Annotated in this window: 13 protein-coding genes; 8 read left to right on the top strand and 5 right to left on the bottom strand. The window is 67.1% G+C overall.

The features are described 5' to 3' along the window. Positions 1-2: 2 nt before the first annotated feature. Positions 3-308 carry a hypothetical protein gene (locus CI41S_RS43120; RefSeq protein WP_139865012.1) on the bottom strand — a complete coding sequence of 102 codons (306 nt, stop codon included), beginning with the start codon at positions 306-308 and terminating at the stop codon, positions 3-5. 164 nt (positions 309-472) lie between these two features. Here CI41S_RS43120 and CI41S_RS43115 point away from each other — a divergent pair, with 164 nt between their 5' ends. Continuing rightward, positions 473-1,738 carry a serine hydrolase domain-containing protein gene (locus CI41S_RS43115; protein WP_244626880.1) on the top strand — a complete coding sequence of 422 codons (1,266 nt, stop codon included), beginning with the start codon at positions 473-475 and terminating at the stop codon, positions 1,736-1,738. 15 nt (positions 1,739-1,753) lie between these two features. On the opposite strand, the gene CI41S_RS43110 is transcribed toward CI41S_RS43115, so the two are convergent. From CI41S_RS43110 to CI41S_RS43100, 3 genes are all read right to left on the bottom strand, one after another. Then, positions 1,754-2,866, bottom strand: a complete 1,113-nt coding sequence (locus CI41S_RS43110) for a helix-turn-helix transcriptional regulator (protein ID WP_139865011.1) — start codon at positions 2,864-2,866, stop codon at positions 1,754-1,756. A 183-nt stretch (positions 2,867-3,049) separates the two neighbouring features. Next, complete coding sequence (locus tag CI41S_RS43105) at positions 3,050-4,072, bottom strand: GlxA family transcriptional regulator (RefSeq protein ID WP_139865010.1); 1,023 nt, start codon at positions 4,070-4,072, stop codon at positions 3,050-3,052. Continuing rightward, positions 4,069-4,629 (bottom strand): isochorismatase family protein, encoded by a 561-nt coding sequence (locus tag CI41S_RS43100; RefSeq protein WP_139865009.1) that lies wholly within the window; start codon positions 4,627-4,629, stop codon positions 4,069-4,071. The genes CI41S_RS43105 and CI41S_RS43100 overlap by 4 nt, the downstream gene beginning before the upstream one ends. Positions 4,630-4,971: 342 nt before the next feature. Between CI41S_RS43100 and CI41S_RS43095 the strand changes: the two genes are divergently transcribed. The 3 genes from CI41S_RS43095 (at position 4,972) to CI41S_RS43085 (ending at position 10,759) form a co-directional block, all read left to right on the top strand. Next, positions 4,972-6,108: a hypothetical protein gene (locus CI41S_RS43095; protein ID WP_139865008.1), complete on the top strand. Its 1,137-nt coding sequence runs from the start codon at positions 4,972-4,974 to the stop codon at positions 6,106-6,108. Positions 6,109-6,434: 326 nt separating this feature from the next. Beyond that, positions 6,435-7,613: an efflux RND transporter periplasmic adaptor subunit gene (locus CI41S_RS43090; RefSeq protein ID WP_244626879.1), complete on the top strand. Its 1,179-nt coding sequence runs from the start codon at positions 6,435-6,437 to the stop codon at positions 7,611-7,613. Further along, positions 7,610-10,759 (top strand): efflux RND transporter permease subunit, encoded by a 3,150-nt coding sequence (locus CI41S_RS43085; RefSeq protein WP_139865006.1) that lies wholly within the window; start codon positions 7,610-7,612, stop codon positions 10,757-10,759. Before CI41S_RS43090 ends, CI41S_RS43085 begins: the two co-directional genes overlap by 4 nt. Positions 10,760-10,766: 7 nt before the next feature. Here CI41S_RS43085 and CI41S_RS43080 read toward each other — a convergent pair whose 3' ends face one another. After that, on the bottom strand, positions 10,767-11,963 hold the full coding sequence (locus CI41S_RS43080; RefSeq protein WP_139865005.1) for an MFS transporter: 1,197 nt from the start codon (positions 11,961-11,963) through the stop codon (positions 10,767-10,769). Positions 11,964-12,075: 112 nt separating this feature from the next. Here CI41S_RS43080 and CI41S_RS43075 point away from each other — a divergent pair, with 112 nt between their 5' ends. The 4 genes from CI41S_RS43075 to CI41S_RS43060 all read left to right on the top strand — a co-directional run bounded on the left by CI41S_RS43075 (position 12,076) and on the right by CI41S_RS43060 (position 19,112). After that, positions 12,076-12,888, top strand: coding sequence for an AraC family transcriptional regulator (locus CI41S_RS43075; RefSeq protein ID WP_139865004.1), 813 nt, complete (start codon positions 12,076-12,078; stop codon positions 12,886-12,888). Between the two features lie 135 nt (positions 12,889-13,023). Beyond that, the gene (gene greA, locus CI41S_RS43070) at positions 13,024-13,506 is read left to right on the top strand and encodes a transcription elongation factor GreA (protein WP_139865003.1); all 483 of its coding nucleotides are present in this window, start codon (positions 13,024-13,026) and stop codon (positions 13,504-13,506) included. A gap of 169 nt (positions 13,507-13,675) precedes the next feature. After that, on the top strand, positions 13,676-13,957 hold the full coding sequence (locus CI41S_RS43065; RefSeq protein WP_139865002.1) for a hypothetical protein: 282 nt from the start codon (positions 13,676-13,678) through the stop codon (positions 13,955-13,957). 334 nt (positions 13,958-14,291) lie between these two features. Then, the gene (locus CI41S_RS43060) at positions 14,292-19,112 is read left to right on the top strand and encodes an NAD-glutamate dehydrogenase (protein WP_139865001.1); all 4,821 of its coding nucleotides are present in this window, start codon (positions 14,292-14,294) and stop codon (positions 19,110-19,112) included. Position 19,113: the final 1 nt, after the last annotated feature.

Below are 19,113 nucleotides of genomic sequence, written 5' to 3'. Positions count from 1 at the left end.
TGTCAGGCGTCCGCTTTCTTCTTTGCAGCCTTCTTTGCCGGCGGCGGTTCTTCCAGCGCCTTCTTCATGGCGCGGGCATAGGCATCGGCGGCGTTCTCGGCCGAGTTCTGCAGCCGCTTGGCAGTCGCGCTGGCGTTCTCCATGGTGCTCTTGGCCAGGAAACGGAAGCGCGCCTTGGCCTCCTTGTCCTTGGCCTTGGCGGCGCGCGCCGCCCAGACGGCCTGGCGCTTCTTCGCAGCCGCCATCACGGCCTTGGTCTGCACTCTTGCGGTTTGCCGGATGACGGCGTCGAGATCGGCTTCAGCCATGATGGATGCACTCATTGACGGGATGCGCGCCGGGCTGGCGCGCGGATCTGGAAGGGGAGCTATCACTAGCGCAACCGGCGCGATTTGAACATGCGCTCGTTTGCGCCGGCGATTGTGCCCGGCGGCGCCGTCCGGCATAACGGCCGGAGGGAGCGGCCCGCGAGATGGTGGCTTTCAGTCGGCGCGATGTGGTGCTGCGCACGGCGGCGATGGCCGCTGCGGGCGCGACGGCCGATCCGTGGCCGGCGGCCGCAGCGACGCCGCTCCGCGCGTCGACGTCGGGCCGGGACATCGATGCGGCCCTGCGCGCTATGGTCGATAGCGGCAAGGTGCCCGGCATCGTCGCCATGGCGGCGAGCGCGCAAGGACCGATCTATCAGGGCGCGTTCGGCGCCCGCGCCCAGGGCGCGGCGGCGAGGATGACCCTTGATACCCTGTTTCGCATCGCCTCGATGGCCAAGCTCGTGACCTCGGTCGCGGCGCTGCAACTGGTCGAGCAGGGCAGGCTGAAGCTGGACGAGCCCGCCGCCAATGTCGATCCGGCGTTGGCGGCGCTCCCCGTGCTCACCGGGTTCGACGCCAAGGGCGTGCCGCAGCTGCGGCCGCCGCGCCAACCGATCACCTTGCGCAACCTGCTGTCGCATACGTCGGGCCTCAGCTATCCGCTGTGGGATGCCGACGCCAAACGTTATGGGCGGGCGGCGCGGTCCGATCCGGCGCTGCCGCGCAGCGTGCTGATGTTCGATCCTGAGCGGCGCTGGGCCTATGGCGGCAGCCTCGACCGTGTCGGCCGGCTGATCGAGATCGCAAGCGGGCGGACGCTGGACCGCTATTTCGCCGATCACATCCTGCGTCCGCTCGGCATGAACGACACCGGCTTTGCGATCAGCGAGCCGCAGCGTGCCCGCGAGGCGCATCTCCACGTCCGCCGGAGCGACGGCACGCTCAAGCCCGAGCCGCTGGAGCGACACACCTCGCCACGAACGGTCTCGGGCGGCGGCGGGCTCTATTCGACCGCGCCGGATTTTCTCATCCTGCTGCAGGCGTTGCTCAATGGCGGCAGCCTCGCTGGCACCTCGATTCTGCGGCCGCGCACGCTCGCGCTGATGGCGACCAACCAGATCGGCGATCTCGCGGCCGGCGTCATGAAGACGACCAATCCGGCGCTGTCGAACGACGTCGATTTCTTCCCCGGCAACCGGCTGCGCTGGGGCATCGGCCACATGATCAACCTCGATCCGGTCGAGGGCGGCCGCAAGGGCGGCAGCCTGACCTGGGCCGGCCTCTTCAATACTTATTACTGGATCGATCCGGCCTCGGGCATCGCCGGCGTGATCATGATGCAGATCCTGCCGTTTGCCGATGCGCCTGCGCTCGACGCCTGCCGGGCGTTCGAGCGCGCGCTCTATCGGGCGCACACCGCGACGTAGCAATTGCTCACGACGTCACTCGGTGCGCGAGCCCGGCGGCACCTTGGCGCCGGCGAGCAGACCGGCCAATTCCACCTGCCGCCGCAGTCCGGTCTTCGCCAGCACCGCCTTGAGCTGGTTGCGCACGGTTTCGCGGGACGTGCCGAACGCCAGGGCGATCGCCTCGATGGTGCGGCCTTCGCCGATGCCGCGCGCGACGCGCGCTTCCGCCGGTGTCAGATCGAACAGGCCCTGCAGCACTTCCGCGGTCGGCACCTCCGCCGGCACCACCGGCGTCACCATCACGATCGCCACCGCGCGATCGAACAGATCCTGCGCCGCGCCGTGGATCGGGACCAGATGCACGATCAGCGGCGGACGATCGTCCTGCGCCGCGATCGGGATCGAGCGCACCTCCAGGCTGATCAACCCGCCGTTGAGCGCCGCCAGCGCCTGCGCAAACAGCGCGTCGGCGGCAACTGCGGCGAGCGTCAGTCGCTCGCCGCGGTCCTGCATCACGTCGGGCACCAGGCGGTCGAACAGCGTGTTGCTCGTCATCAGCCGGCCGCCACGCCGCAGCACCGCGGCGGGCAGCCCGATCATCGCCAGCGATTCGGTCGCGGCCCTGGCGCGCTCCATGCCGAGCCGTGCCGAGAGCAGCGCGGCGCGCGCCAGATGCGGGCGCAACGCATCGAGTTGCGCGATCGCTTCCTGCTCGATCGGCCCGCGATCGTATTCACGCTCGACGCTGTAGATCAGCACGTCGCCGCTCGGCACCGGGATCGCGGTGCCGGCGCCCCAGCCGAGCCCGCGCGGCCGGAAGAATTCGCGGATCTGCTGATCCTGCTGGATCTCCTCGGGCGTATCGAACACGTCGATCTCGCGCAGGAAGCCGGCATGGTTGGCCGCGAGCAGCCGCGGCAGCCGGCCGTTGCGCTCGTGCCAGCGGCCTTCGACATAGGCGACCATGTCGTCGTGGATGTCGGGGGATGCGACCCAGCGCACGTCATGCGGGTCCGCGGTCAGCAGCACGATCCCGCGTGCGCTTGCGATGTTGCCGACCTGATGCAGCACCTTCGGCCACAGCTCGGGCACCACCGCGGCCTCATAGGCCAGTTCGATCAGATGCGCGTGCAGCTCGTTCTTCATCGGCCGTTCCTGAAGCCTCGTTGCCCAACACATAAACCCGCCGATGACGGAAATATTTCGTAGAGCAATTCACGATAGCGCGGGAGTCCGGGCGATTCCGGGGCTTCAAGCATTCACGCACGGGCGCGGCGGCAGGATATTGCCGGTGATCTTCACATCGGCTGACTGCGATGCGCGGCTGCGTTACCGAGACACCGCGTCGGCGGTCCGCTCGCTCCGCATCGCGTTCGGCGGCGAGCCGTGCAGTCTGTGCCAGGCGCGGCGGAATTGCCGGGCCGATGCGAAGCCGGCCCGCTCGGCGACCGTCTCGATCTGCAGCCTGGAGCCCGCGATCAGCTCGCGCGCCAGCGCGATGCGGAGGCGGTTCACATAATCGGTGATGCTCATCCCGGTGTGCGCCTTGAAGTGCCGCGACAGATTGCGCGGGCTTGCGGCGGCGACGCGCGCGAGCTCGTCGACCGACCAGTCATGGGCCGGGTCGGCGGCAACGGCGTCTTGCGCGCGGTGGACCATCGGGTGAATATGATTGCGTCCGTCGAGCCAGGGCGAGAGTTGCGGGTCGGCGCCGGTGCGGCGGAGGTAGACCACCAGATAGCGTGCCGCTGCGAGCGCGGTGGCGTGACCGGCCATCTTGGCGACGATATGCAGCATCAGGTCGATGCCGGCGGCAATGCCGGCGCTGGAGAGCCGTTCGCCGTCCTCGACATACAGCCTGTTCTCCCGGACGCGGGCGGCCGGCGCCACGCGCGCGAGCTCGGCGACCTTGTCGTAGTGGGTAGTGCACTCATAGCCGTCGAGCAGGCCGGCGCGGGCGGCGAGCAACGCGCCCGAGCAGATCGAGACCAGGCTGACGCCGGGCCGGATCACATGCCTCAGCCAGCGGACGATGCTGGCTTCGAGCAAGGCATCCTGTTTGCGGCTGCTGGCCGTGGTGCCCGGCGGCGGATCCGAGCTTCCGGCAAGTACCACCAGCGTCCCGTCGGGGACGCGGTCGGGCAGCGGTGCGATATTGGCGACGGCGAGCCCGATCGAGCTTTGCGTCGAGTCCTGAGGACCGACGAAGCGGACGGCAAAGCGCACGGCGCTCTGCTCGCGATTGGCCATGCGCAGCACTTCCATCGGCCCGGCGGCGTCAAGCAGCAGCACGCGCGGCGGTACGACGAGGAGCACCGGGATTTCCGCCGGCTGTCCCCGCCTGGAATTCATGCGGCGATCTCCTCCTTCGGGTCGGCCAGCGCCTCGGCGACCGTTGCAATGCGCGCGAACCGTCCGGACAGCACGAGCTCGGTGCGGCTGCGAATCTCGGCGGCGCTCCAGAGGCGGCCGGCCGCATCGGTCATCGGGAAGGTCAGCGTCGCCTCGCTGACGAAGCTCACCGCGTAGCCGAGATCCGAGGCATGCCGCGCCGTGGTCTCGCAGCACTGCTCGGTGCGGATCCCTGATATGATGAGATGACGGATGTCATTGGCAGCCAGCCAGACGTCGAGGCCGGTGCCGACCAGCGCGCTGTGCCGACGCTTGCGAAACACCGCATCCGGTTCGATCCGTAGCGGCGCCAGCGTGGTGACGAAGCCGGACGCTTCGGCGAACGCGCCGCTGTCGGCGACATGGAAGATCTGCACGACGGGCGTGCCATTCGCCCTGGCGCCGTCGATCAGCGCCTGCTGCCGGTCGACATAGGCGGCAAGGCCCTCCTCGGTGAAGAACGGCCGGTGACGAAAGGATTCCTGCGCATCGATGACGATCAGGGCGGCGGCGGACATGTCGTGCGTTCCGGCTCGGCTGCGATGAATGGCAGCCTACACCAGTTTGTCGGGATCAAAATACTGTCACGGGACCAAGATGGGACAATTCGCGCCAATCTCGATTGGAGATTCCACGGCGCGCAGCATGTGGCTGACCGGAAGCGATTGGATGATTTGAAATTGCCCTGACGCATTTCGAAACATCTTCAGGGCGCAGCGCCGCCAGCGACCGTCGCTTCTTTGCAACGCTGCCTGCGATCACGCGACGATGGACATCCTTTAATTTGCGTCCCGGCATCTGAAGGCGCCAGCTAGCGCCGACCTCGGATCATTCAGCCTTGATCACGTCGGGGAGGGTCGATGATCAGCCGCAGGGCGCTGTCCGGACTGTTGATGACGCTGGTCGGCCCCGCGTCGATCGCCGGCGACAACGCGCTGCGGCTCGGCCGTTGCCAGGGATCGTGCGCGAATGTCGATCTGCCGACGCTCGGCTACGACGCATTCTGCCGTTCGTTCTTCGACATCGCGGCAAGCGGAAAGCTCAAGGCGGTCGCCACCGGCGCGGTGGTCCGGCACGAGATGCGATCGCTGTTCCGGCACGACCGGCTCTATCGGCCGTCCGCCGGCGAGATGCGTCTGCTCTGGCGCGCCGGCGCGGACGGGTTCGCGGTCACGAAGGTCGAGTTCGGTCTCGAATGCGGGCTGCCGGTGCGCGGCTGTCTCGGCATGCCCGACGGTGAGGTCAAGGGATTGATCCTGCTCGGCCACGGTATGGCCGCGACGCCGGAGCGCTGCTTCGCCGACTCCGATCCGGATTACATGAATGCGATCGGCAAGCAGCTTTGCCGTGACGGCTATGCCGTCTGGTGTCCCTACATCGTCCAGATCGGAAACCAGGAAAGCCAGAACAACATCGCCGCGATGCTGGCATGCCATGGCATCTCCGCGCACAATGTATCGTGCGCATCGCTCGATGCCGGCGAGATCGTCTGCCGGCGGCTGACCGGCGTGTCCGGCCTCAATGTCGGCGTGTATGGCGTGTCCTGGGGCGCGTTCCTCGCGCTGCATCTCGAGGCCGCCACGGGACGCATGCGGCCGACCGTCGTGTCCGGCTACATGCGCGACGAGACGAAATTTCTGATGTCGCCCGTCATCAGCGGCAATCTCGGCATCGAGCTCGCGTCATACATTCATTTCGACAGCGGCCGCGCCAGATATGCCGGCAAAAATCTGGCGCGGCTGATCTGCCCGTGTCCGCTGTTCGTCGAGATCGGCAGCCGCGACGCCGCCAACGCGATCGAACATGGGCGTGACGCCAAGTTCGCGGAGATGCGCGCGGTCTATCTCGCCGCCGGTCATCCCGATCTGATCGACATGACGGTGTTCGACGGCGTGCACGAGGCCAGCGGCACGCGCGCGCGGCCATGGCTGCAGCAACGGCTGGCGTCGCCAGCCTATCAGATCACGTCGCGCCTGAAGAACGCCATTGCCTTGTAGCGGTCGTGGCCGCGGCCGTCGTCACGCTACCGCGCTCTCATCACATTGACGCGATGGCTCCGTGTGCCCGCTGCGGAGAGCGCGGATGTGGAACGCTGCCACCGGGTTGCAGGATTGTCGGATCAGGCGCGTTATGATCTGCTGCCTTGCAGCTTGTCCATCCGTCCCGTGGCTAAGGGAACTCGACGTCAGATCTGCTTGCTAGAAATCCGGCGGTAGCCGGAAGAGGGTTGGACAACATGAATGGTGCGGCAAGCGTGCGCGGTCGATTGGCAAGCCTTCGCCTATCAAGTCGTCTCCTATCGGGTGTTCTCGCATCGGCAGGATTGGCGCTCGCGGGAATTTCGGCAGCCCATGCCCAGGCCGGTCCAGCCGGGCCGCCCGCTGTCGGCGTGATCGAGGCGATCAAGCGGCCGGTAATCCAGTCCAATGAATTTCTCGGACGCATCGAGGCCACCAATCGCGTCAACGTGGTCGCGCGCGTCACTGCCTTCCTGGAAAAGCGGAACTTTGTCGAGGGCGCCGAGGTCAAGGCCGGCGATCTGCTCTATCAGCTGGAGCGCGGGCCGTTCGAAGCCGACCTCGCATCGAAGAAGGCGCAGGTCGCGCAGCTGCAGGCGACGCTGGCCAACGCGGTGCTGACGACGAACCGCGCCAAGGCCCTGCTCGGCGGGCCGGCCGGCCAGCAATCGAGCGTGGACGCGGCGGTCGCCAACCAGCAGAGCCTCGAGGCGCAGGTGCAGGCCGCGCAGGCGCAGGTCGACCTGTCCCAGATCAATCTCGACTACACCATGATCCATTCGCCGATCGACGGCAGGATCGGGCGCACCGCGGTCACCGACGGCAACGTGGTGACGCCGAGCTCGGGAACGCTGACCACCATCGTCAGCCAGGACCCGATGTATGTCACCTTCCCGGTGCCGGTGCGCGAGTCGCTGGACCTGCGCGAACGCTACGCGACCACCGGCGGCTTCAAGGCGGTCGTGATCCGGGTCCGCCTGCCGGACGGCCGGCTCTACGACAAGGTCGGTGCGCTGGATTTCGTCAACAACACCATCGCGCAGAACACCGACACCATCACGCTGCGCGGCACCATTCCCAACCCGCCGCTGTACAATTCCGCGGAAACCGGCGGCCCGGTCCGCGAGCTCACCGACAACGAGTTCGTCACCGTGCTGCTGGAAGGCGTCAAGCCGGTCGAGGTGCTGGCGATCCCGCGTTCCGCGGTGCTGTCGGATCAGCAGGGCGAATATGTCTATGTCGTCGGCGCCGGCAACAAGGCCGAGCAGAAGCGGATCGAACTCGGGCAGTCGACCTCGACCATCGCGGCGGTGACCAACGGCATTGCGCTCGGCGACAAGGTGATCGTCGAAGGAATTCAGAAGGTGCGGCCGGGTGAGGTGGTCGCGCCGGGGCCGGCCAGCGCGCTGATCCAGTCCAGCATGAAGGCCTCGGCGGACGGCGGTGGGGGCAGCAGCACGAAAGCGTCGGGCGGCAACCCATGATCTCAGCGGTCTTCGTCGATCGTCCGCGGCTTGCGATCGTGATTGCGTTCGTGATCACGATCGCGGGCGCGCTGGCGCTGCTGCAGATCCCGGTCGCCCAGTTCCCCGACATCGTGCCGCCGCAGGTCACGGTGACGGCGGTGTTTCCCGGCGCCTCCGCCGAGGTGGTGGAATCCAGCGTCGCCCAGCCGCTCGAGGCGCAGGTCGTCGGCGTCGACAAGATGCTCTACATGAAGTCGACCAGCGGCAATGACGGCAGCTACACGCTGACGGTCTCGTTCGCGCTCGGCACCGACCCCGACATCAACACCGTCAACGTCAACAACCGGGTGCAGAGCGCGCTGGCGCAATTGCCGACCGAGGTGCAGGCGCAGGGCCTCGTCGTGCAGAAGAAGTCCTCGGCGGTGCTGCAGTTCATCGTGTTGTATTCGAAGAACGGCGAGCAGGATCCGCTGTTCATCACCAACTACGCCATCATCAACGTGCTCGACGCGATCTCGCGCACGCCCGGCGTCGGCCAGGCCTCGCTGTTCGCCAAGCTGAACTACTCGATGCGGATCTGGTTCGACACCCAGCGGCTCACCAGCCTCAATTTGGCGCCGTCGGACGTGATCGCGGCGATCCGCGCCCAAAGCGTGCAGGCGCCGGTCGGCCGCATCGGCGCGCGCCCGATCAGCAACGACCAGCAGTTCCAGTTCAACGTGCAGACCCAGGGGCGCCTGACCACGTCGGCCCAGTTCGGCAACATCGTGCTGCGCGCCAATCCGGACGGATCGGTGCTGCGGATCAAGGACGTCGCCCGGGTCGAGATCGGCGCCCAGAACATGGATTCGGAATCGCGGATCGACGGCAATCCCGGCGTGCCGATCGGCATCTATCTCGCCCCTGGCGCCAATGCGGTGACCACGGCCAAGGCGGTGCAGGCGACGCTGACCCGGCTGTCGGAGCGGTTTCCGCAGGGCCTGACCTATCTCGTGCAGTACGATTCCACGAGCTTCGTCACCGACACCATCAAGGAGGTGATCAAGACGCTCGGCGAGGCCTTCGTGCTGGTCGTGATCGTGGTGTTCCTGTTCCTCGGCAATCTGCGCGCCACCGTGATTCCGGCCGTCGCGGTGCCGGTCAGCCTGATCGGCACCTTCGCGGTGCTGCTGGCGCTCGGCTATTCCGCCAACACCGTGTCGCTGCTGGCGATGGTGCTCGCGATCGGCATCGTGGTCGACGACGCCATCGTCGTGGTCGAGAATGTCGAACGCGTCATGGAGGAGGAGCCGGAACTGTCGCCGGCCGACGCCACCAAGAAGGCGATGGCGCAGATCACTGCGCCGATCATCGCGATCTCGCTGGTGCTGCTCTCGGTGTTCGTGCCGATCGCATTCATTCCCGGAATCTCCGGCACGCTGTTCCGACAGTTCGCGGTGACGATCAGCGCGGCGATGGTGATCTCGGCCTTGAACGCGCTGACCTTGTCGCCGGCGCTCTGCGCGGTGTTCCTGCGCCACGGCGGGCCGCGCCGCGGCATCATGGGGCGAATACTCGGCGGTATCGACTGGGTCCGCGACCGCTACGCCGGATTGGTGCGGCGGCTGTTGCGCGCGGCCGTGTTGTCGCTGGTCGCGGTTCTGGTGTTCGCCGGCGCGGTGTTCGGCGTGTCCAAAATCACGCCCACGGGATTCCTTCCCGAGGAGGACCAGGGCGCGTTCTTCATTTCGGTGCAATTGCCCGACGGCGCGTCGGTGGCGCGTACCAGCGAGGCGACCAAGCAGGTCGAGGCGATCCTGAAGAAGAACCCGGCGGTCGACCACGTGCTGTCGATCATCGGCTTCTCGCTGCTCGATGGCGCCAGCGAGCCCAACTCGGCGTTCATGGTGGCGCGCATGAAGCCGTTCGAGGACCGCAAGGCAGCCAACGAGTCGGTGCAGGCCGCGATCCGGCAGACCTTTGGCGCCGGCACGCAGATCCGCCAGGCCTCCGTGCTGCCGTTCAACCTGCCGCCGATCATCGGGCTGTCGACCTCCGGCGGCTTCGAGTATCAGCTCGAGGCGCTGGAAGGCCAGGATCCCGCCGCGCTCGGCAGCGTGACCGGCGGGCTGATCGGCGCGGCCAACCGCGACCCGCGGCTGACCCGCGTGTTCTCGACATTCACCGCGACCAACCCGTCGATCTATCTCGACATCGACCGCGCCAAGGCGCAGGCGCTCGGGCTGAACATGAGCGACGTCTTCACCGCGCTGCAGGCCACGCTCGGCGGCATCTACGTCAACAACTTCAATCTGTTCGGCCGCACCTGGCAGGTCAACGTGCAGGGCGAGGCGGTCGACCGCGGCGACATCCCCGACATCTGGCAGATTTATGTGCGCAACTCCGGCGGCGAGATGGTGCCGATCCGCTCGATCGCGTCCTTGCGGATCGTCACCGGGCCGCAGGTGATCACCCGCTACAACAACTACCGTTCGGTCACCGTGAACGGCGGTCCGGCGGCCGGCATCTCGTCGGGCACCGCGATCGCGGCGATGGCCGATATCTCCAAGACGACGCTGCCGGCGGGCTACTCCTATGAGTGGACCGGCACCGCCTATCAGGAGCAGGCCGCCTCCGGCCAGACCGGCATCATCCTCGCGCTCGCGGTGCTGTTCGCCTTCCTGTTCCTGGTCGCGCTGTACGAAAGCTGGACGATCCCGATTCCGGTGCTGCTGTCGGTCACGGTCGGCGTGCTCGGCTCCTATCTCGCCATCAAGCTCGCCGGGCTGAACCTCGATCTCTACGGCCAGATCGGCCTCGTGGTGTTGATCGCGCTCGCGGCCAAGAACGGCATCTTGATCGTCGAGTTCGCCAAGGAGCAGCGCGAGGCCGGCCGTCCGATCGTCGACGCCGCGATCACCGGATCGCAGATGCGCTTCCGCGCCGTGATGATGACCTCGATCGCCTTCATCCTCGGCCTGGTGCCGCTGGTGGTCGCAACCGGTGCCGCCGAAATCAGCCGCCGCGCCGTCGGCACCGCGGTGTTCGGCGGCATGCTCGCGGCAAGCTCGATCGGCATCTTCCTGGTGCCGATGCTCTACGTCACCTTCCAGCGGATGCGCGAGGGCGTGAAGCGCCGCGTCGGCAAGCGGCCGGACGCCTCGGTGCATCCGCAGGCGGAGTGACGGCGCGTCACCGATCGAGCCGGATCGTCGTCGCGCGTCCCGCGAGACTGCCGAGCACGGCCATCAGCAACGTCACCGCGATGCAGGCGACGAGCGCGATGCCCCAGCCGCCGGTTGCGTCATGGGCAAGTCCGGCCAGCGGCGGGCCCGCCGCCGCAAGCGAATAGCCGACGCATTGCGCCATGCCCGACAGCGCCGCGGCCTGATGGCTGTGCGAGGTCCGCAGACTGACAAAGGTCAGCCCGAGGATGAAGGCGGCGCCCGCGCCGAAGCCGAACAGCGCGGCCCAAAACATCGCCAGCGCGGGAAGCTGCCAGAGCCCCAGCAACGCCACCCCGGTCGCAAGCGACACCGCGACCGCGATGGCGCGTTGATCCTTCATGCGCCGCGCCGCCGGACCGAGGATCAGCCCGGGGACCGCGGTCGCTAGTTGCGACAGGCCGTGCAGCGAGCCCGCGGTCGCGGCCGGGTAGCCGGCCTCCACCAGAACCGCCGGCAACCATCCGACCACGATGTAGAACACCAGCGAGGTCAGGCCGAGGAAGCCGGTGACTTGCCAGGCCAGCGCCGAGCGCCAGAGCGGGCCGCCATGCGGCGGCGCAGCGACCTCCGCTGTCGGCACCGAATCCGACCGAAGCTGCGGCAGCCAGGCCAGCAGCGCGATCGCTGGAAGGACCAACGTGCCGGCGAGCGCGAGATACCAGTTCGATCCGGGCAGGCTGGCGAGCGGGATTGCCGTGGTCGACGCCAGCGCCGAGACCAGTCCGGCCGTGATCGCATAGGCGCCGGTGATGCCGGTGATCCGGCTCGGAAAGTCCCGCTTCAGCAGGCTCGGCAGCAAGACATTGCCGACCGCAATGCCGGCGCCGAGCATCGCCGTCCCCGCGAACAGCGCCCAGACCGGACCGGTCGAGCGTAACGCAATCCCGGCGGCGATCACCAGCAGCGCGCTGAACAGCGCTCGCTCGATGCCGAATCTGCGCGCCAGCGTGGCCGCAAACGGCGAGATCGCGGCAAACGCCAGCAAGGGAAGGGTGGTCAGCACCCCCGCCTCGGCCGCGCTGATCCCGCTGCTGTCGCGGATCACGCCGAGCAGCGGCGCCACGCCGGTGATCGGCGCCCGCAGCGTCGCGGCGATCAGCATGATTCCAATCAACAGGGGCCCGTGCCCGCTCACTGTCGGCGCCGGCGCGATCATCGTCATCCCATGCTCCTGGTCTGATTGGTGGCGCGCGGGAAGCTACTCGACTTGGCCGGGCGAAGAATTTAGATATCTGTTCAGGTGATCGCTAAATTCAGTCACTCGATCCAATCCCATGACCGGTTTCTCACTTCGCTACCCCTGGCCGAACCTCGATCCGGACGACGTCGCGGCCCCGGCGATCGCGGTGCGGCTCGAGGTCACCGAGCACAAGGTCGAGGTCGCCGAACACCAGCACCGCAAGGGCCAGCTGGTGTTCGCCCTCGGCGGCGGTGTGATGTGCCGGGTCCCGACCGGGTTGTGGATGGTGCCGCCGCACTGCGGCGTGTGGATCCCCGGCGGCATGCGCCACACCAATATCGCGACCGCCAATGCCCGCATCCTGTTCGTCTTCATCGAGCCCGGTGCGGCCGCGCTGCCGGACAAGTGCTGCACGCTGTCGATCTCGCCGCTGCTGCGCGAGCTCATGATCGAGCTGTCGGACCGGGGGCGCGATGACGCAGTGCGGGAGACGCTGTTGACGCAGATGCTGCTGAGCGAGTTGCCGCGCATGCCGGTGCAGCAGCTGCATTTGCCGATTTCAGAGGAGCCGCGCCTGCGGCGGATCGCGACGGCGCTCGCCGAGGATCCGTCCGACCGCAGCACCCAGGCGGAGTGGGCCGCGCGCGTTGCGCTCAGCGAGAGCAGCCTCGCCCGCCTCGTGCTGCGGGAGACCGGCCTGACATTCGGGCGCTGGCGGCAGCAGCTCTATCTGATCGTCGCGCTGAGCGAGCTTTCGGGCGGCGCGAGCGTGCAGCAGGTGTCGGCCGATCTCGGCTATGAATCGGTCACCGCCTTCATCACCATGTTCAGGAAGGCGCTCGGCAAGCCGCCGGCGAAATATCTCAGCGATATTGCCCGGGACCGCGGTGCCGCATTCGTGGTGTGATGCACAATATCCCCGCAGCCTCGCCATCATGCTGACGCCGCTGGCTGCCATCGCTGTGCTGGTGGCTTCCGCGCCGCTTCTGACCTAAGCTGCTCGTTCGCCCTGAGGCGGCGGCCGATACCGAGGGATGAGAGATTGAGCGTTGCGTTCACCAAGGAAGAAAGTGCCGAGACCGCGTCGGAAACGCTGCTGCCCGACCGGCCGGTTTCGCCGCATCCCAATCTGGTGACGGAGGCCGGGCTGAAAGCCCTGGAGCTGCAGCTTGAAGAGGCGCGCGCGGCCTATGAGGCCGCGCAGCAGCTCGAGGACGTCAATGAACGGCGGCGCCAGTCGGCGGTTCCCTTGCGCGACACCCGCTACTTGGTGGAACGGCTGCGCACGGCCCAAATCATGCCCGCTCCCGCCTCGACCGACACCGTCGCGTTCGGCTCGACGGTGACGTTCAGCCGCCCCGACGGGCGCGTGCAGACCTATCGCATTGTCGGCGAGGATGAGGCCGATCCGAAGGCCGGCTCGATTTCCCATGTCTCGCCGGTCGCGCGGTCGCTGCTCGGCAAGGCCGCAGGCGACGTCGTCGGCTCGGGCAATCAGGAACTCGAGATCGTCGCGATCGCCTGAGCGCCCGCACCTGCCGTGACATCGTTCTCATCGCATCAGAGGACGCGGTCGCTCGCGCGCGCCGAGCCCAGCTGCGCGACATATTTTCCGGACAGCCCCGGCGTCCTTTTATGTTTCAGTAAGCACGTTGGCAGTACGGTCGATCAGTGTGTTGCGTGGGAGTAAACAGGTGATCGACTTTGACGAGTTGCGGGATCTCGCCGCCGATGTTCGCATCTTCATCGAGGCCTCCGACGACAAGGCGAGCGCGCTGCGCGCGGTGGTCACGGCCTACGACGTCGTGGTCGGCATCTTCCCGTCGCAGAGCGGCCCGGATCTCATGGTGATCAAGGGCCACGAGGTGCTCGATCACATTGCCCAATCGCAGTCCGCCGCCGACTACAGCCACACCGCCATCGCCTTCCAGACCCGCGACCAGGCGATTGCGCTGCAGCAGGCGCTGGCGGCCTGATTCATCGAGGCTTTGATCACGACCGGCGCACCGCCGCCCGGACGATTGGGCGCGGCGCGCGCCGCGCCGGCCGATTCGTACATAATTGAAATTGCTTGCGATTCTTCCTGCGCAATGATCCGGCGGCCCGCCGGCGCCGACCTCGGCCTCACCCCGCCACAGGGAATTTCAGCACGCCTCACGACACTGCGCTCCGTTTGTTCCGGGATCGTAGTATTGTGATGGGTCGAAGCATTGAGACCGGAGGACTTCGCGCAGCACGCGAAGAGAAGCACTTACGGAATCAGGCGGATGATCGCGGCTGCGGTCGGACAAGCGGCAAGGGGAGGACACGATGGCGTGGCGCGATGACAAGGCTCGAGCAGCTCTGATCCGCGATGCCGCGGGCACCGTGCAGCCGGGCAAGAGCCCGCGGGCCTTTGCCGAGCCGTTGTTCGGCTACACCAACATCGAGGACCTCGCCAAATACGATGCCGTCTCGCTTGCACTGCTGGCGGAGCAAGCCTGGGAGCACGTGCAGCGGCGCACTGCAGGCAGCGCCGATATCCGCATCGTCAATCCGACATTGCCGGACGGGCGCGAGATCTCGGTGCTCGAGATCCTCAACGACAATATGCCCTTCCTGTTCGACTCCACCATGGCGGAGCTCGGCGAGCAGGGCATCGAAGTCACCCTCGTCGCGCACCCGATCATTGCCGTGGAGCGCGATGACCAGGGCAAGCTGCTGCGCTTCTACGGCGAAACACTGCCGGAGGGCGCAAGGGGCACGCGCGAGAGCCTGATTCATTTCCACATCACGCGCCTCGACGCCGATGCCGATCGCCAGAAGCTGATCGACGGCCTCGCCAGAACGCTGGCCAACGTCCGCGCCTGCGTCGCCGACTGGCGCGCCATGCGCGACCGTGTCGAGGAAGCGATCAAGAATTTCTCTGCCAATCCGCCGCCGCTGCCGATCGACGAGGTCGCCGAGGCCAATCAATTCCTGCAATGGCTCTGCGCGGACAATTTCACCTTCCTCGGCGTGCGCGAATATCGCTTCTCGCCCGACAGCGATGCGGCCGACGACATCACGAGCGGCGAAGGCCTCGGCATCCTGCGCGATCCCGACGTGAAGGTGCTGCGCCGCGGCAACGAAATGGTGGTGATGTCGCCGGAAATCCGCGAGTTCATGCGCGAGCCGACGCTTCTGATCGTCATCAAGGCCAACGTCTCCAGCCGCGTCCATCGCCGCATCCGGATGGATTATGTCGGCATCAAGCTCTACACGCCCGACGGCCGGCTCGAGGGCGAGCTGCGCGTCGTCGGCCTGTTCACCTCGGGCGCCTACACCCGCTCGGTGCGGCAGATCCCCTATGTCCGCCACAAGGTTGCGCGGGCGCTGCAGCGCGCCGGCTTCGATCCGGCCGGCCATTCCGGCAAGGCGCTGATGCACATTCTGGAAGAGTATCCGCGCGACGAACTGTTCCAGATCGACGTCGACACGCTCTACAATTTCGTCATCGAGATCCTGATTCTTTACGAGCGCCCGCGCGTCCGCGCACTGGCGCGGGTCGACAAGTTCGATCGCTTCGTCTCCATCCTCACCTTCATTCCGCGCGACAAATACGACACCGACGTCCGCACCCGCGTCGGTGCTTTCCTGTCGCAGGTCTTTAAGGGGAGGCTGTCCGCCTCCTACGTATCGTTCCCGGAAGGCGCGCTGGCACGCGTGCACTACATCATCGGACGTTACGAGGGCAAAACCCCGGCCGTCGAACGTGCCACGCTCGAGGCCGGGATCAGCGCCATTGCCGCGACCTGGGCCGACAAGCTGAAGGCGGCGCTCGCCGCGTCGACCGACGGCATGCGGGCGCGCATGCTCGCCAGCCGATACGCCCAGGCCTTTACCGGCGGCTACACCGAAGTGTTCGGCGCCGAGCAGGCGGTCTCCGACATCGCCACCATCGAGAAGCTCTCGGCAAAGCATCCGGTCGCGATCACGGTCTACCGCAGCGCAGACCAGGACGACCCGAGCCGTTTCGGGCTGAAGGTTCTCTCGCATGGCGCGCCGCTCTCGCTGTCCTACCGCGTGCCCGTGATCGAGAATCACGGCCTGCGTGTCGTCAACGAGCGCACCTATGAGATCCTGCCGCGCGCCGTGCCGGCGCCTGCGCCGGTCTGGCTCCACGACATGACGATCGAGGCCAGCGACGGCCTGCCGATCACGATCACCCCGGAATTCAGCCATCGCCTGGAAGCCTCGATCATGGCGGTGGTCCGCGATCTCGCCGAATCCGATGGCTATAACGGCCTGATCCTGCGCACCGCGCTGGGCTGGCGCGAAGTTTCGACCATCCGGGCGCTGTCCCGCTACCTGCACCAGATCCGCGCGCCGTTCACCCAGGACTACATGTGGGAGACCTTGCGCAAGAACCCGGCGATCACGGCCAGCCTCGTCGCCCTGTTCCAGACCCGCCTCGATCCGCGCCTCGCCTCCACCGATGCCGAGCGCGCGGCTCGCGAGACGTCGCTGCTTGCCGAGGTCGAGGAGCAGCTCAAATCGGTCGCCTCGCTCGATGAAGACCGCATCCTGCGCCGCTTCACCAATCTGGTGCAGGCCACCATCCGCACCAATCTGTGGCAGCTCGGCGAGGACGGCCATCCGCGCCCGGTGATCTCCTTCAAGTTCGACGCACACCGGATCGACGACCTGCCGGCGCCGCGGCCGCTCTATGAGATCTTCGTCTATTCGCCGCGTGTCGAAGGCATACATCTGCGCTTCGGCAAGGTTGCGCGCGGTGGCCTGCGCTGGTCGGACCGGCCGCAGGATTTCCGCACCGAGATCCTCGGCCTGGTAAAAGCGCAGCAGGTCAAGAACGCCGTGATCGTGCCGGTCGGCGCCAAGGGCGGCTTCGTGCCGAAGCGCCTGCCGCCGCCGTCCAATCGCGACGCCTGGCTCGCGGAAGGCACCGAAGCCTATCGCATCTTCGTTCGCTCGCTGCTCGAGCTCACCGACAATCTCGACGGCGACACCATCGTGCCGCCCGATTCCACCGTGCGGCATGACGGTGACGATCCCTACCTCGTCGTCGCCGCCGACAAGGGCACCGCCACCTTCTCCGACGTCGCCAACGCGATCTCGATCGAGAAGAACCATTGGCTCGGCGATGCCTTCGCCTCCGGCGGCAGCCAGGGCTACGACCACAAGAAGATGGGGATCACGGCGCGTGGCGCCTGGGAGGCGGTCAAACGCCATTTCCGTGAGCTCGGCACCGACATTCAGACCACCCCTTTCACCGCGGTCGGCGTCGGCGACATGTCCGGCGACGTGTTCGGCAACGGCATGCTGCTGTCGCCGGCGACCAAGCTGGTTGCGGCATTCGATCACCGCGACATCTTCATCGATCCTTCGCCGGATCCCTTGGTCAGTTTCGCCGAACGCAAGCGCCTGTTCGATCTGCCGCGGTCGAGCTGGCAGGACTACGACAGGTCGCTGATCTCGCCGGGCGGCGGCGTGTTCTCGCGCCTGCTCAAGGCGATCCCGCTGGCGCCTGAGGTGCGCGCCCTGCTCGATCTCGACAAGCCGCAGGCGACGCCGTTCGAGGTGATGACGGCGATCCTCAAGGCGCGCGCCGATCTGTTGTGGTTCGGCGGCATCGGCACCTATATCCGCGCCTCCACGGAAGGTGACGATCAGGCCGGCGACCGCGCCAACGATCCGATCCGCATCACCGGCGGCGACGTGCGCGCCCGGGTGATCGGCGAGGGCGCCAATCTCGGCGTCACCCAGCGCGGCCGCATCGAGGCGGCGCAGAAGGGCGTCAAGCTCAACACCGACGCGATCGACAATTCCGCCGGCGTCAACACCTCCGACGTCGAGGTCAACATCAAGATCGCGCTGGCGCGCCTCGAGCGCGAGGGGCGCCTTGGCGCCGCCGACCGCAACAGCCTGCTTGCCGCCATGACCGACGAGGTCGGCACGCTGGTGCTGCGCAACAACTATCTGCAGACGCTGGCGCTGTCGCTGGCCGAACGCAAGGGCGTGGCCGAGACCGGCTTCCTCGCCCGCCTGATGCAATCGCTCGAGCAGCGCGGCCTGCTCAGCCGCGCTGTGGAGTTCCTGCCCGACGATGCGGCGCTCACCGAGCGCACACGGCGCGGCCAGTCGCTGTCGCGGCCCGAGCTTGCCGTGCTGCTCGCCTACGCCAAGCTGACGCTGTACGACGACCTGCTCGTCACCAGCGTGCCTGACGATCCCTATCTTGCCCGCGAACTGTCGCAGTATTTTCCGCGCGAGGTTGAGGACAAATTCCCGACCGCGGTCGAATTCCATCGCCTGCGGCGCGAGATCATCGCGACCAGCCTTGCCAATGCGGTGATCAACCGCGGCGGCTCGGCCTGCGTGGTACGCCTGATCGACGAGACCGATGCCGATATCCCGACCATCGTCATGGCCTATGTGGCGGTTGACGAATGCTACGGGCTGAAATGGCTCAATGACGCGATCGACGCGCTCGATGCCTGCATCGACGGACAGGTGCAGCTGGCGCTCTACGCGTCCGTGCAGGACCTCTTGCTGTCGCGCATGGTCTGGTATGTGCGCAATGCCGATTTCAAGGACGGGCTGGAGGCCGTTGTCGCGCGCTTCGGCCCGGCGATTCGCCAGATCGTCGCCGGGCTCGACAGCGCCCTGCCGCCGGACTTGCAGGCCGCCCGCGGCAAGCGGCGCCAGGAACTCACCGACGCCGGTGTCCCGGCCGGCCTCGCCGGCGAACTCGCCGACCTCGACGCCCTGGTCTCGGCACCCGACATCGTGACGGTTGCCGAGCGCACCGGCCGCCCGATCGGCGACGCGGCTGCGACCTTCTTCGCTGCAGAGGCCAATTTCCGGCTCGACCGCATCATCGCCGCCGCGCGCAGCGTGCCGGCCAACGACTATTTCGAACGGATGGCGATCGATCGCGCCGTCGAGCAGATCGCCGGCGCCGAGCGAAGGCTGGCCGCGGATATGCTGGCGACCGGCCAGGCCGGCCAGGCGGCCGTCGAGACATGGCTCGCGGCGCACCCCGAAGCGACGCGGATCCGCCGCTCGGTCGAGGAAATTGCCGGCAGCGGCCTGACCCTCGCCAAGCTGACGGTGGCGGCGAACCTGCTGGGAGATTTGGTCAAAGCCTGAG

It is taken from the genome of Bradyrhizobium ivorense (assembly GCF_900696085.1).
In the GTDB taxonomy this organism is placed as follows: Bacteria; Pseudomonadota; Alphaproteobacteria; order Rhizobiales; family Xanthobacteraceae; genus Bradyrhizobium; species Bradyrhizobium ivorense.
Note: the sequence above shows the minus strand (reverse complement) of the source record. Positions and strands in the feature narration are given on the sequence as shown.